This is a genomic window from Verrucomicrobiaceae bacterium, assembly GCA_016713035.1.
Classification (GTDB): Bacteria; Verrucomicrobiota; Verrucomicrobiia; order Verrucomicrobiales; family Verrucomicrobiaceae; genus Prosthecobacter.
Genome location: JADJPW010000011.1, coordinates 38,840 through 53,920 on the forward strand (window position 1 = coordinate 38,840; position 15,081 = coordinate 53,920).

Genomic DNA, 15,081 nt, shown 5'->3' on the forward strand with positions numbered 1-15,081 from the left:
AGGCAGTGGCAAGGTGGAGATTGGCACCCTTCCGTGATGATTCGGCTAAAGCCGAAGCTACTTTTCAAGGCCATTCCAGCTCAACCAACGTCACTCCTTGCCGCGCGAGCGTGAAGCGGATCTCGGTATTTCCGTTCGCGGACTTGAGCTCGGTTTGATCGGAGGCAGGAGTGAGTCGGCTGGCGTCTTCCAGCAGGCGGATTTGATCGGCGGTGGGTTTTTGGGGTGAGCCAAGGGCTTGCCAGGCGATGAAGGAGTTTGAGTGGCCTTCATCAATGAGCGTGCGGATTTGCTTGGGTTTGCCGTCGGGCGTATTCGTGAGTTGAATCGTGATGCTCGCGTCGGGGCCTGGGAGGTCATCGTCGTGGTAGTGCCAGGCGAGGAGGGTGATGCGTTTGCCATGGCGGGCGGCGAAGGCGGAGACGTCGGGTTTGCTGCGGACGCCGGTGGTGATGAGGTCGTCGAGCGAGGTGGCGGCATCGCTTTGCACGGGGAGTCGGTCGCCAGTCATGCGGGCGAACATGCGGAAGACATTGAGCACGGGTTTGTCGATGCCATTGGTGGCGAGTGAACGGAAGCCGGCGAAGTAGGGCTGCGCCTCGAACTCAAAGGACCAGGTGAGTGCTCCTTCGAGATTCACGCCATGCTTCGCGGCGAGGTCGAGCTTGCGTGGGAAGATGGCGGCGGTGTAGCTGGAATACATCGTGCCGTTGCGATAGTCGCGGTCCGCGCCCTTGCACGCGGCGCAGCCATCGGGATCGGACTCGCCGATGATGATGGGCTTGTCTTTGACCTCGGGATGGCTGGCGATCACAGCGAACGCTTCATCGATCTCGCGGAGCTGATTGGCGATGCCCATGCGCACATGTCCATCGGCCTGCTTGGGGCTGCCTTTGGCATGGAAGGAGATGAAATCGAGCGGCGTGCCCTTTTCGCCTGTGGCTCGATTCGTGCCTTTGAGGCAGTGATTGAGAAAGGCCTCCAGGAAGTCGCCACCCTTCCCACCGGCGAGATCCGGCCCGCCGACCTTCGCTCCGGGAATGGCGCGACGCACGGCATGGATGGCGTGGTCGTGCAGCTTGAAGAACTCCTCCCGCGTGCCGCGCCAGTAGTCGATGTTCGGCTCATTCCACGTCTGCCAATACCAGCGCAGCACCTCATCGCTGCCGTAGCGCTCGACGCAGTGCTTTGCCCATTGAAAGACCAGCTCCTCCCACTTGGCGAAGTCCTTCGGCGGATACGCCCAGCCGCCAAACAGCTCTTCATACTTCGCATCTGGGAAGTGATGCCGATACGGCTCCGGCTTCACCGAAAGCGCCTGCGGCATGAAGCCGATCTGCACATACGGCCGCAGGCCTTGCTCGCGATACGTGTCAAAGATGCGATCCACGATGCTCCAATCATAGATCGCCTTCCCCGCCGCATCTTCCGTGTAAGCATTCGTCGAGCCCCACTTCAGTCCATGCTCGCCCTTGCCCGTGGTGAGCAAGCTATGCGTGCGAAAGAAGACCTCGTCCTTCTTCAACTCCCCCAGCTCGCCGAGCAACTCGCGACCATGCGGCATGTAGGCGTAGTTCGGCTCATCCGCGCCAAAGAATCGCCAAATCTGCTTCAGCGGGCCGATGGGCTTTGCAGCATCGACTTGGATGTGAACGGGAATGGTCTCCGCCACCGGCGCAGGCAACGTGCCCTCATAAACACGCACATAATCGACCACGAACTCATCTTCCTTCGTCGGGTCCTTCTCCCATTGATTCGTCGCGCCGGCCCAGACAGCCGCCTCGCAGCTCAGCTTCAGATAGCCCGGCTTTTGACATGGCCCTTTCGACGGCGTCTTGCCATCGCCCTTCTGCCCGAGCCGCATGAGATCCGTCCTGCCGACCTCTCTTCCGTCGAAGAATGCCACATAGAAGTGCTCATCCCAATACAAACCGAAGCGATGAAATCCGCCATCGCTCAACTCTGGTGTCGGCGCGAGTTTGACCCCGGTGGAGTTGTGTTCTTTGCCATAGCCGTTCCAGTGAAAGGCCATGCCGTAGTGAGGCTCACCCGCTTGCTGAAAACTCTCCATGATGTCCGTCTCGATGCCTTCACGCGTATCGGAGCTGTTCACGTTGCCGCACATCATCCAAAACGCGGCCCAGTAGTCCGACTTCATGTTCTTCGGCAACTTCGCCCGCGCCTCGAAGTAGCCGTAACGCTGCGCAAACATCGTCTGCTTTGGATCATAGTCCTTCCGCGTCCGCACCGCCGCGCAGTCATAGCGCAGCACCGGATCGTCGCTCAATCGGATGCCAAGATGCAACGCCCCATCGCTCACCGTCGCCAGCGACTCCACCCACCGACAACTTCCCTGTCGCGGCATCTTGGGTGCCTGCCATTTCGTGGTGTCGAGTTTGTCGCCCTCGAACTCATCGCTGAAAGTGAGCTTGAACCGGCTGAGATCGAGTTCCTGCCCATGAGCGACGGACAAGGTGAGTGCGAGGAAGAGAGCGAAGAGGCGTGTCATAAAAGTGGCTGCGGCTTAAGCCGCAGCTTCTAGCATCAATTTCGGCTAAAGCCGAAGCCACATTCAAAACTATGGCGGGCTGACGAGGAACGCGGATTTGATCCACGCTGACTTTCACCATTACTCATCATGCCAAGCAACTTGTCCGCGAAGAGCCACCCGAGTCTTGCCTGCGTTGAAGTTCGCCCGTCTGAGCGTGGGTTTGGAATCAACGACTCCGTCCTCGTGCAATGTCTGCCTTCAGCGCGGTGAAGAGTTCCTTGGCTTTGTTGGGCTCTTGGGTGAAGACGTTGATGGTCTCGCCCGGATCGGTGCGGAGGTTGTAGAGTTGGAACTTGTCGATGAGACCTTTGCCTTTGGTCTCGACGATGGTGTCAGGCGTTATCGTGCCGTCCTTCACGGTATAGATCCAGGAGGGCAGAATGAGTTTCCAGTCGCCGTCGCGGATGGCGAGCGTGTAGGAGCCGTAGTTCACGTGGACCATGCCGTTGCGAATGGGTTGCGCGGGTTTCTCGCCGCGCAGAAGGGGTGAGATGTCGAAGCTGTCCTCGCCTGCGTCGTTCGGGAGTTTTTCATCGAGCAGCGCCGCGATGGTGGCCATCATATCGCTGAAGCAGATCAACTCGTCGCACGAGCTGCCTGCTTGGATCTGACCCGGCCAGCTCGCGATGAAGGGCATGCGATGTCCGGCTTCGGTGAGTGCGCCTTTCATGCCATTCCACGGACCAGCGGCGCGGTGATCGAACTTTTCGATGTCCTGCGGATACCAGACGGGGCCGTTGTCGCTGGAAAAGACGATGAGTGTGTTGTCCCGCAGTTTCAGCTTGTCTAAAGTGGTCAGCACTTGGCCGATCATGGCGTCCACATTCATCACATAGTCGCCGTATTGGCCCGCGCTGCTCTTGCCTTTGAACTCGCTCGCGGTGGCCCACGGCGCATGAGGCGCGGGGATGGCGTAGTAGAGGAAGAAGGGGATGTTGTTCTTGGTTCCCTGTTCTTGGTTCTTGGTTCGTTTCTCGAGCCAGGCATCTGCCTTGGCTGCAAGGGTGGAAAGATAGCCTTCGAACTTCCATCCCGGTGCCGCGAGGCCTTTGCGCCAGTGTGCGCCTTGCGTCTCGGGATTGGTCACGCCTTCGCCGGGATGGTCTTCGATGGTTTCGGTCGGTTCGACGACGAAGCGCTTGTTCTCGATGAACGCATACGGTGCCTGTTCCGGTGCATCGAAGCCGAAGTAGTCATCGAAGCCAAAGTCCACGGGCGACATCTTCAGCGTCCCATCCGCCTGAGCAGTTGTTGACATGCCCTGATGCCACTTGCCGACGCAGGCTGTGGCGTAGCCCTGCCGCTTCATTAGCGTGGCGAGGTTCAAGCGCTGCGGCTCCGACTGGAGCATGGGCAACGGGAAATGCAGCAGTTCGTGGCCGTTGCGGGTCGTTTTTTTGGCGTCCCTGGAGTTCCAGGTGCGATACGGCATCCGTCCCGTGAGCAGGCTATACCGGCTCGGCACACAAATGGACGCCCCCGCATGAGCATTCGTGAACTTCATCCCCGCCGCCGCGAGCTTGTCGATGTGCGGCGTCGCGATCTTCGACTGCGGATTGAAGCAATGCGGATCGCCCCAGCCCATGTCATCGACGAGGATGATGAGGACGTTGGGCCGTGACGCAGGCACTCCTGCCTGCGGTGTTCCTGAAGCGCCATGCAGAACGGCCAGCGGCGCGAGAAGCAGAGCCGTGATGAGTGAGGGGATGTGTTTCATTTCGCTTTTGAGTTTGTCTTTGGCACATCTTGGAGCTGTTGACCATCGAGCACCATCTGGTAATCGGGATGCCTGACGACAGGCTTCTCATCGGCGGCGTGCAGCGCTGTCATCGAGGTGAAAAGAAGAGCATTGAAGAGTCGGAGTGCCTGCCGCATGAGTTTGAGGTCGTCACTGTGTGCAGGGGGCCGGCATTCGCCATCTGCATTCTAGGGCGACCGATCATGAAGCGTCGCAGGCGCTTCGGTGATTCACGGCAACGCCTCACGCAACACTTCGGCCAGTTGTTTTGCGGTAGGGAGACGTCCTTTGAACTCGGCGGGCAGCTTGGCTTGCAGTTCATATTCGGCGACGCCGATGGGGTTCTGCTTGGTCTTGAGGGCAAACTCCACTTCGATGTCGTCCTTCTCAGCGCAGAGGATGATGCCGATGGACGGGCGGTCGTCAGGAGCGCGTTCGGTTTCGTTGAGGAGATTGAGGTAGAAGTCCATCTTGCCCGCGTGCTCGGGCTCGAAGGGGCCGAGTTTCAGATCGAAGGCGACGAGGGCCTTGAGGAAGCGATGGTAGAAAAGCAGGTCCACGAAGTATTCCTTCCGCCCAAGCGCGAGCCTGTATTGCCGGCCAACGAAGCAGAAGCCGTAGCCGAGTTCGAGGATGAAGCTTTGAAGCCGCTCGATGAGCCTGTTCTCCAGCTCTCGTTCCTTCATGGCACGGCCAATGCAGAGGAACTCCAGGTTGTAGCGGCTCTTGAGCATTTCATCAGCCTGCTCGGCAAAGTGATCGGGCAGAGCGAGTTCAAAGTTGTGCGTCTTCTTCTCTTTGACGGCGCGCTCGAAGGCTCCGGCCTTGATTTGGTTCAGCAGCACGCTGCGACTCCAGCCGAGCTTCGCGGTGGCGCGGAGGTAGTAGAGGCGGGCGGCGGGGTCGGTGATTTTGTTGAGGATGACGAGGTGTTGCCCCCATGGAATCCTGGCAACCAATTCTCTCACAGCTTGTGAGAGTTTTTCTGGAACAGCTTGTTCCAGAGGATTGATGCCCGTATTCGTCCGAGTCTCTGTCAATTCTGCGACAGGCTGTCGCAGACTCGTCTCGGAGCCGATGGGTTCCAATTCTGCGACAGCCTGTCGCAGAATTAGCTCCAAGCCTGCCGTCCGCGTTTTGGCGACACCTTGACGCCAAAAGTTGGGGTCTGAATAAGCAAGATAGAGCCGCTTCATGTCCCAGATGTTTCGAGCCGAAAACCCGCTCATCTCCGGGAACGCTCGCTGCAAATCCTTCGCCAAGCGCTCCACCACGGCATCACCCCAAGCGGCGTTCTTCTGCTTCTCGACGATGCCTTGCCCGATGTCCCAGTAGAGCAGCACTAAGTCATAATTGACCGCTCGGGCGGCGTGGACACGAGCGGCGACAACTCGCTGCTTTAACTGAGCGAGGAACGTGGTGTAGTCTTGCGGGATGGGCGCGGGCTTCATGACGATGCCGACACTGTGAGCAGTGCCACGCTTCCCGCCAATGGGATTCTACGCCGCCGCATTCCTCATCTCCGCGAGTCTGCCCAACTGCCATCACTTCTTGCCGCGCGGTTTCGCGCGAGCAGGCGTATCGCGGAGCTTCTGCCCATCGAGTGTGATCTCTTTCGTTGCATCAAGACCAACAACGCGGCTTTTGCTCGTCGCATCGGGTTGCGTGTGGTTTTCGGGATCGGTGAGGGTGTTGCCTTTCACGGTCACGCGGGTGCTGTGGCGAAGGAGGATGGCTTGGCGGTCGGGTTCGTCGTTGGGGCGGGCGAGGAGGGTGGCGCGGAGGGTGGCGCGGACGGGGGAGTTGATGACGTTGGTTTCGATGCGGGAATCCTGGATGCCGATGAGGTTCATGGCGGGGCCGCCGCTGCGGGTGATCGTGTTGCCGGTGATGATGAGGCGCTCGATCGGCGGGGTGCCGAAGCCGCCTTGTGCATTGTGGGCGTGCGCCTCGATGGCGGCATTGTGAGGGCGTGAGCTGACGTCGATGAAGGTGTTGTCGGTGATCGTGATGTCGCTGGGGATGCCGCCGACGAGGCCCATGCCGGTGTTGAGGCTGATGTTGCTGCCCATGCGGGTGAAGGTGCAGCCGCGCACGAGTCCGGGGCCGGACATGATGAGCAGGCGCTGGAAGTTGTCCTCCCAGCGGCAGTTTTGCACTACCCAGCCTCCGCATTCGTGGTCGAGCCACTCGGCCTGCGCTTCGGCAAAGGGCGTGGCGTCTTGATCGAGGGTGAGTTGGTAATCCTGGTGCGAGATGAGCTTCGCCTCGCCGAGCAGCGCACCGTTTTTGCGATGGATAAAGCGCAAGCGGTCGCCAGCACGGGCGTTGCGGAGCGTGGGAAGCAGCGCGCCATTTGTCTCCAGCGTGACCTGTTTGCCGGACACGGATTTCACCTTGCCCCAGATGCCGTGGAAGTTCTGCAAATCATCGGCGGTGTGGCGGATGGTGACGTTGTCCATCACGCAGCCATATCGCGTGGAGCGGCAGAGGAAGCCGTCCGCGCCTTTCCACTGGCTGCTGCCGGGTCGCGGGCCGAAGTAGCAGTCCTTCCACAGATGTGCGCCATCGCCGCCGCTCTCGCTGGGGCCGCCTTTGGCCACATATACGCTGACGCCGTGCAGGGTGATGTTCGCCGAATCATCGAGCACGATGGCTCCCGTGCCGGTGTAGAGGCAGGAGAGGCCATCGCCCACGCGCACCACCCCGAGGTCGCCATACGCACGCTCCCAGTTCGCATCGTGAAGGCGCTCCATGAGCTGCGGTTCGAGCATGTTCACCCAGTAACGCCCGCCCTCGGAAGGCGTGATGTCTTTGTAGCGCAGCTTCCGCACACCGGCCTGCATGTCGTAGAGCGGCACGCAGAAGCGGCCGTCGCTCTTGAAGGGAAACAAGCGCTGCTCGTCGGCCCCCTTGTAGCTCGTGGGCACCACCACGCCGGGCGAGGGCTGGATTTCAAAGCGATTGCCCTCGCGGTCGATGCGCGTGATGCGGCCCTCGATGCAGCCGCGTGTGCCGCGGTCGATGATCGCGCCGCGCAGCACGAGGTTGCGGCAGTTGCGAAAACCCACGCAGCGATGCCCCGGCGGCATCTGCTTGTCATCGAGATCGAACCAAAACGTCGCGCCCGTGGCATCGATCACGAAGGGATGCGCGGCATCGCGCTGCATGTTTTCGAAGCCCAGTGGAAAAATCACCTTCGCCCCCTGCCAGCGCTCCTGGCCGAAGCGATAGTCCCCCGGAGCCAGCGTCACCGACTCCGCCCCCGCCTCAAACGCCTTCATCACCATCGGCATCACACCTTTGCCCAGCTCCCGCTGCGCCTCCTTCTCCGCCTCCGTGAACTGCGGCCCGGCGGGCAGATCAAAGCCGAAGCGATACTCCTCCGGCGATGGCGACTTCGATTCCAAGATCGCACGTTGATGCGGCGAGAGGTGATCGCGAGCATCGGAGGCATGGAGCGAGGTGAGCGTAACGAACAGCAGGGAGGTCAACGACAAGGCGGTTTTCAGCATGAAAATAGAAGAACGTGGCAAGGTGTGGCTTCAAGAAGACGAAAGAGCTGTTTTCGTCTTTCCCGGCTCTACTTCATTTCACCAGTCCAGCGGCACCGACGGCCCAGATCTTCACCTTGGCGGCTGATCCTGCGGGCACTTTGCTGCCTGCGAAGTCGATACGCACGCGGTGCTGGCCTGGGGGCAAGTCCTCGGCCAGCGGCAAGCGGTTGGGACTGTTTTTCAAAGGCTGCGCTTTGCCGCCGTCGATGGAGAAGCTGGCGAAGGGTTCAGAGTCCTTGTCGATGTCGTATCCCACGAAGAGCAGCTTGCCCGCGAAGCCAAACTCAATGCTACCATCGGTCGAAGCGGGGCTTTCCCACCTGGTGTGGTCCGCGTTTTGGGTCCATCTGCTGTTTTGAGTGGGCTTCAAGTCGGTGCCTTGGGCATAGCGACAATTGGCAAAGAGGTCCGTGATCATTGGCGCGGGGAGGTCCGCACGACTCGCGGTGGCGCTCGATTCGGGCTTGGCATTTACGTCATTGAGCAGCGCGATCAAAAGCTCGGAGGCGAGAATGTGTCCGGTGTCGTTCGGATGCACCACGTCGGCATACATCACCTCCCACACCGCGCGACCACTGTAAATCTCCGGCCACCAGGCATCGCGAAAGCTGACCATCGGCAGATCATAATGACGGCCCAGCATGTGCTGCGTCTCCTGAGCGTTTTCGCCCTTCCGCTGCATGAAGAACAACTACACCAGGGCCGGCTGCTGCGGCTCGCGGAGGATCTGCCTCAGCACGCCCTCATAGCTGCCCCAGAACATCGGCACCGGGTGATTGTCGTTCACCGCATACTCCACGATGACGAGGTCTGGCTTCTTGCTCAGCACATCGCGTTGCACCCGCATGGCACCGTAGAGCGAGTTCGTGCCGCCGATGCCTGCATTCACAAAGCGCACCTTCGCCTTCGGAAAGGTCCGCGTGAACCAATCCGCCACCCGTGAGATGTAGCGATTCTTCGGCTCCTTTGTCTGCAACCCACCCGCCGTGATCGATCCCCCAATCGCCGCCACGCAAATCTCCTCCCCACGCCGCGCCTTCGCCATTACTGCTGCCAATCGGCTCACATCCCCTTGGGAGACAAGGCCTCGCTGCTTGATGGACGCCGTGGTCACAGGTGCCTCCGCGTGAACCACGGCAGTGAGTTGAAACGAGATGCCCGTGAGAAGGGCGAGGTAAAGGGGCGAGATGATTTTCATGAGAGAGAAAGAGGTGAGAAGAAAAGAGCGCATCAGACATCCCCAAGCACACCCTCACTCGCTCCGAACTGCTCGGTCTCGATGCCGGTTTGTTGCAACATGCGGACGAAGAGGTTGCTGAGCGGCGTGTTGTTTTTGAGGTCTTTGAGGACGTGGCCTTGATGCTTGTAGCCGCCGCCGGCGAGGATGATGGGGAGGTTCTCGCAGGTGTGGGCGGAGGCGTTGCTGAGGTTGCTGACGTTGAGGATGGAGGTGCTGTCGAAGAGGCTGGTGTTACCTTCCTTGGCCTGCTGCATGGTGGTGAGGAAGCGGCTGAGTTGCTTCAGCTCGGTCTCCTCGATCATGGCGAGTTGCTCGATCTTGGTTTCGTCTTTGCCGTGATGCGAGGCGTCGTGGTGAGCGAGGGTGAGGCCGTCGAGCTTGGCGCGTCCGGCATCGCCCATGGTGAGGAGGATGACGCGGGTGGAGTCGGTCTGGAAGGCGAGGCGTGTGATGTCGAACCAGAGGGTTTCGCGGGCGATGATTTCTTCGCCGCTCGGATCGGCTTTCGGTGCGGGGTAAGAGACGCTGGGTTTCGGGCGGTTCACCCAGGCTTCGGAGCGCAGGAGGTTTTGTTCGGTTTCGCGAATGGAGCTGAACATGAGTTCCAGTCGCTCGCGGTCTTCAGTGCCGAGTTTCTTGCCGAAGCTTTTCGCCTCGCTGCCGACTTGATCGAGGATGCTGCGTCCAGTTTGGAGTCGGTGCGTTTCGGAGGCGACTTCATCGGCGCTGCCGTTGATGAAGAGTTGCTTGAAGACCTTGCTGGGGCTGCGCTCGCTGGGCACGGGCACGCCGCGATCGTTCCAGGAGAAGTTCCACTGCACGGGCGGGCCGATGACGAGGTTGCGATAGCGGGTGTCGGCTTTGATTCGTTCGGCGGCGTATTGATCGAGCGAGATGCCGTTGTCGTGCTTTTTGGCGGGCTCTTTGATGCGGTCCCAAGGCACGCCGGTGAAGAGTCCGGCCTCGCTGTGATGGTTGTTGTATTTGATGTGCGAGACACCGGAGAAAATCGTGAACTTGCCGCGATGCTCATCGAGATGCTTCAGGTAGCGCGTGCTCTCGTATTTCAAACCGGCGGTCTCTGGAAAAAGGAACGGTGCGTGCAGGCCGAGGTTGCGACCGATGAGCAGCAGTCGTTTCGGTGTGGCTGGCGCGGAGGCGCGGAGGCCGCGTGGAAGCATGGCGTCCAATGCGGGCAGGGCGAGGCTGACAGCTCCCGCTCTGAGGAAGTGACGGCGAACGATGGGTTGGCGGAGATTGATGTTCATGGTCAGAAAGTGAGTTCTTGGTTCCTGGTTCCTTGTTGTTGGTTCTTCGTTTATTTGTTCAGGAACGGGCGGCTATCGACGATGTGATGGATGAGGCTGCGGAGGCCGTAGTTTTCGGCGCGGAGGGACTTCACGATGGCGGCCACGTCATCGCGATCGGCAACCTGCACGCGTGCTCCGGTGGCGTAGATGAGGAGTTTTTCGGTGAGTGCTCGGGCGAGGCCGTCTTTGTCCTCCAGCAGCATGGTTTTATACTCGGTGACATTCGCGAAGGCGCGTCCGTCCGGCATGGTGTAGCCAGCTTCGACGGCAGGTCCGCGATGGACTCGTTTCTTACTGGGCAGGATCTCGATGATGCCGCCGTTGCCACCTGCGCCGCGATAAAACTCGCGATAGCCGCCAATGACATCGAAGGTCTCCAGCGCAAAGCCCGGCGGATCGATCACGGTGTGGCAGCTCATGCACGCGGGCGTGTTGCGGTGCTTGGCGAGCTGGGCGCGGATGGTGGTGGCACCACGGATGTCGGGCTCGATCTTCGCCACGTCGCTCGGTGGTGCGGGCGGGATGATGCCGAGGATTTTTTCATTGATCCAGTTGCCGCGTAGGATGGGCGAGGTCTTCGCGCCATCGGCGGTGACTTTGAGAATGCTCGACTGGGTCATGAATCCGCCGCGCTGGCTACCAGCGGGCAATTTCACCTTTCGCAACTCATGGCCGATGATCTCGGGCAATCCGTAGAGCCAGCCGAGCGGTGCATTCAGGTAAGTCCAGTCGGACTGCACGCCTTCCAAGAGGCTGCGATTCTCGGTGACGAGGTCATGGAAAAAGAGCTGCGTTTCGCGCAAGGCGGAGTGCTGCAGCGCGTCGTCGAACTCGGGATACAAAAGGCCGTCAGGCGAGGTGGCGTCGATCTTTTTGAGGTCCAGCCATTGATCGACGAAGGACTTCTCGAAGCGTGCGGATCGCGGATCGCGCAGCAGTCGCTCGACCTGCGCATGGCGCTCTTTGGCTTGCGAGAGATCGGCTTTGATGAGTGCTTCATCGGGCGGGCCGTTCCAGAGGAAATAGGCGAGGCGATTGGCGAGCGCGGGAGCATCCAGCGGCCCGGGTGTTTCTTCATGCAGGAGGAAGTGTGGTGAGCAAAGGATCGCCTTGTAGCCATCGAGCATGGCTTGATGAAAAGGCACGCTCGCATCCAGTGCCTTCAGCACGCGTGCGACATACGGCGCGGCGATTTCCTCCGTCACAGGGCGACGAAAGGCCTTTGGCAAGAAGCGCCGGATCAGCCTTTCCGCGTCCTCTTTGGGCTTGGCGGAAAAGGGTCGCGATGGATTGGGTGCCCCTTTGAACGCAGGCACGCCGGTGATCTCCGAGAGCGAACGCAGCGGCAAGTTATCAAACAACTCGACATAACCCTGCGATGGCCAACCGCCCACGCTGCCATCGCTTTTGAGCGGACCTTCGATCTCCACTTTCTGGATCACGAGCGCCTGCTTCGTCCAGCGCTCGCCTTTGCGGGCGACTGGGAATAGATAATCACGGCCGTAGAGCGTGGGGCCGAAGATATTGATCTGCTCCTCGCGCTGGAGATCGGCTTCCATCGTGACGGTGCGCATCTCCGTCTCGGAAAGATCGCGCATGTCCAGCAGGTCGGGCGCATCCGGCTTGGATGACTGATGACTGTGAACGCCGATGGCGATGGGCATGGGCTTGCCGCCGTTGTTGCGAGCCTGCGCCGTGATGCGGATGCGATACCTGCCGCTCAACGGTGCCCATGGTCCCATGATGACCGTGTAAGGATAAAACATCTGCGAGGTGAGCACGAAGTTGTTACCCTCCACCCAGTTCCCGTAGTTGGTGAAGGTCTTCTCGTTTCCTTTGAAATACTTGAGGCCATCCTGCGAGTAGCGCAGACCGCCCGCATGATAAATCGCATCCGCGAGCGCTTTGTCGGCTGCTTCCTGATAACGGGCGAAGTGGGTGGCGGAGAGTGTGAGGCCTTCGCCCACCTTGTCAAAACCCGCCGTCACCGCGTCATCGGGGAAGAGGCCCTTTAGATCGCACTTGATGTGCAGCAAATCGCAGACGGTCGTTTCATACTCCGTGCGTGTCATCCGCCGCACCGGACCGCGACCTTCCTTTTGCTGCACAGCGAGAGATGCTGACTTCAGGCTTTGAGAAAGCTCCGCCAACCAAGCCGTCTTCTCCATGGCATCCGGCTGGCGTTTGTTCTTCGGCGGCATCTCGCCTGCGGCCACCCGGTCATGGATGTGCTCCCAGGTCAGCGCATTGGCGTGCTTCGTCGGCTCAAAGGCGAGATCGTCGAGATTCAGGCCGCCTTTGTGCGTTTCGCTGTCATGGCAGTCGATGCAGTTGGCATCGAGGAAAGGCTTCGTCAGCGATGGAGCGGTCCACGCGGGTGAGGCGAGCAGGAGGAGAACAAAACTGCGGAGTCGATAGCGCCACGACTCCCACGCCGACACCCAAAACAGCTGCATGATCGGCCGATGATTCAGCGGCAGAGTGTGGGAAAAAGGAAGGGGGGAGTCCATGTGTCTGACCTCTGCCGACACAGGCCCCATTTGGACATTTATTTTGTCCCCAAGGTGAGGTGAGGCATCGTCACTTCTACCGCAGAAGTGAATCCATACTCCAGCTTGCCAATGTATTCGCGGCTGATGCCGTTCTTACGAGCCAGACCGCATTTGCTTAAGCCACCGCGTTCCCGCAGCTCCAGAAGGCTGCGCGGCAGCCGCTCGCCGATGCGCTTGGCATAGTCATGAGCGTCGTGGGGCAGTGCTGCGCGGCGGGCGTGGTTGTTGATCACGAGGACACGAAAATATCGACCTTCTCGTCAGCCTCATTTCGAGTTGAGCGGGTGCTCGGGCTCCTTCAGGGGGCGGGGAGTTTGATTATCGTGGTGCGTGGCTTGTCGGCTCCAAGATCCACGGTCAGGGTTCGCAGGCCTGACGGTGTGCGAATACTGATTTCGTAGATGCCGAAGAATCCTCGAAAGGAGACGCCCCCCTTCTCATCCGATTTTACCTGCTCCTCGGTGTGCCATTGGTTGCAAATGAGGTCACGCCAGACTTTCGCCGCTGGCTTTTCACTCCAGTCTTTCCGCCAGAGGGCCGTTGCAGGCTTCCAATGAGCACCCTCCCAGAATCCCCACAGGACGAAGCCGGTGTAGGCTGGATGGCTGAAGGCCATGGTGAGCGCATCACGCGTAAAGTCGGCGGCCAGCGCTTCGTCGCCGCTGGTGTCCACATCGAACTCGGTGATTTGCAGTGCTGGCACGAGCTGAGCAAAGCGCTCCGAGTTTGCGAGCATCTCCTCCGGTGAAGGAAGGTAGCTGAAGTGAAAATGGGCCTGATTCCCTAAACCAGCAGGCTTCACGCCGCTGGCGAGGAGTTTCTGGATGATCTGAAAATACTCCTCCTGCTGGCGACCGGGACGGAAGACCTGATCTTCATTGATCCACAGCGGCAGTGCGGTGAGCCGCTCCGCCTCGCGGAAGACCTCCGCATAGAAGGCGTCTCCGAGCACGGTATCGATGGTGCTTTGAGGCTCCCATCCGGCTGGATGATTCAGGGCGTCCCATTCGGTGACGTGCTGCTCCATGGCGGGGACGATGTCGCGCATGTGGGCCAGCACCCCCTCACGGATGGCCTGGGGTTGGTCCTTGAGCTTCTCCGACCACTGCTCAAACGGTCCCCAGCACAGGTAATGCCCGCGCACGCTGAAATGTCGCCCGGCTAGCCAAGTGAGCGATTGATCGAGCCAGGCCCTGCGATAGCCCAGGCTGCCGGTATTGTCTTTGGCACTCTGCCACGGTCCGCGCTTCATCTCGTTTTCAAAAACGACCCGGCTGAAGCATTCGTCCACGATGGCCCGGTAGCGTTCTCCGTCAGTCGATGTGTCACAAAGCTGTTTTGCCGTCACCACGGTGCCAAAGCCGAAGGAGTGCCGCTTCAGACGGACATCCACTGGGGTATCCGTGATGGCCTTGCCCTCGTGATCGCGCAGCGTGATGGAAAAAGTGGCCTTGCGGTTCTTTTCGATGCGTTCATGCGCCGCCTTCCGCCACGTGGCGTCAGGCTCCCGACCTGCATAAGTGAAACGTGGCTGGGGCAGCTTTTGCAGGGGAAAAGCCGGTCCATAGTTCAGCAGGCGCAGCCCGCCGATGTCCACTTTTTGCGCCTCGCCGCCGAGATGGATGGAGACGGCGCATTTGCCCTCCGGCCCCTCGTCGCTCGCAGTGAAGGGCAGGACGACTGGTTGCCATTGAGTCCCTGCCCGGAAAAGGGTGCTGCCGAGTTTTGGAAATTTCGGCGGCTTGTGTGCTTCCACCGAGGCGAAACCCGAGGCTGCACCCTCCACAGCGCGGGCATAAAAAACAAGCAGGCAGGCGTCCCCCTTTGCAATGGCACCGCGCACGTCGGAGACGACCTGCACACTCCATGAGTTCGCCGGGCGTTGTTTGACATGAACACGCCAGAACTCAGCCCAAGGCACGTCACCCACCCGCTGAATCTCGAACGTCGCAACACTGCCGTCCTTGGGCGCGGACACTTTCGACCCAGCTAGATTGCCTGATGGGAGCAAGTCGTGACCGCCGAGAGGAAAATCAATACCAAGCTCCGCCGCGTGGGCCTGTGCGGCACCTAGCAAAAGTGCGAGGACCAAAGGACGCCAAATAGAATGCGGCTTCATGATTCGTGCTCCAT

The 15,081-nt window shown here is 60.1% G+C and carries 11 protein-coding genes; all 11 read right to left on the minus strand.

The genetic code is table 11. The features are described 5' to 3' along the window. Positions 1–64 precede the first annotated feature (64 nt). Positions 65–2,509, minus strand: coding sequence for a family 16 glycosylhydrolase (locus IPK32_23520; GenBank protein MBK8094854.1), 2,445 nt, complete (start codon positions 2,507–2,509; stop codon positions 65–67). Positions 2,510–2,717: 208 nt separating this feature from the next. After that, on the minus strand, positions 2,718–4,268 hold the full coding sequence (locus tag IPK32_23525) for an arylsulfatase (protein ID MBK8094855.1): 1,551 nt from the start codon (positions 4,266–4,268) through the stop codon (positions 2,718–2,720). Further along, positions 4,265–4,426, minus strand: a complete 162-nt coding sequence (locus tag IPK32_23530; protein MBK8094856.1) for a hypothetical protein — start codon at positions 4,424–4,426, stop codon at positions 4,265–4,267. The genes IPK32_23525 and IPK32_23530 overlap by 4 nt, the downstream gene beginning before the upstream one ends. Positions 4,427–4,519: 93 nt before the next feature. Beyond that, positions 4,520–5,740 (minus strand): DUF1016 family protein, encoded by a 1,221-nt coding sequence (locus IPK32_23535; protein ID MBK8094857.1) that lies wholly within the window; start codon positions 5,738–5,740, stop codon positions 4,520–4,522. 93 nt (positions 5,741–5,833) lie between these two features. Then, positions 5,834–7,804, minus strand: a complete 1,971-nt coding sequence (locus IPK32_23540) for a right-handed parallel beta-helix repeat-containing protein (protein MBK8094858.1) — start codon at positions 7,802–7,804, stop codon at positions 5,834–5,836. Between the two features lie 73 nt (positions 7,805–7,877). Continuing rightward, positions 7,878–8,528 (minus strand): hypothetical protein, encoded by a 651-nt coding sequence (locus IPK32_23545; GenBank protein MBK8094859.1) that lies wholly within the window; start codon positions 8,526–8,528, stop codon positions 7,878–7,880. Between the two features lie 9 nt (positions 8,529–8,537). Beyond that, a complete protein-coding gene (locus IPK32_23550) occupies positions 8,538–9,044 on the minus strand; it encodes an SGNH/GDSL hydrolase family protein (GenBank protein ID MBK8094860.1) in 507 nt (168 codons plus the stop codon). Positions 9,045–9,076: 32 nt separating this feature from the next. Beyond that, on the minus strand, positions 9,077–10,354 hold the full coding sequence (locus IPK32_23555; GenBank protein ID MBK8094861.1) for a DUF1552 domain-containing protein: 1,278 nt from the start codon (positions 10,352–10,354) through the stop codon (positions 9,077–9,079). 50 nt (positions 10,355–10,404) lie between these two features. Continuing rightward, positions 10,405–12,852 (minus strand): DUF1592 domain-containing protein, encoded by a 2,448-nt coding sequence (locus IPK32_23560; GenBank protein MBK8094862.1) that lies wholly within the window; start codon positions 12,850–12,852, stop codon positions 10,405–10,407. A gap of 92 nt (positions 12,853–12,944) precedes the next feature. Further along, positions 12,945–13,181, minus strand: coding sequence for a hypothetical protein (locus IPK32_23565; GenBank protein MBK8094863.1), 237 nt, complete (start codon positions 13,179–13,181; stop codon positions 12,945–12,947). A 65-nt stretch (positions 13,182–13,246) separates the two neighbouring features. Further along, on the minus strand, positions 13,247–15,067 hold the full coding sequence (locus IPK32_23570; protein ID MBK8094864.1) for an endo-1,4-beta-xylanase: 1,821 nt from the start codon (positions 15,065–15,067) through the stop codon (positions 13,247–13,249). Positions 15,068–15,081: the final 14 nt, after the last annotated feature.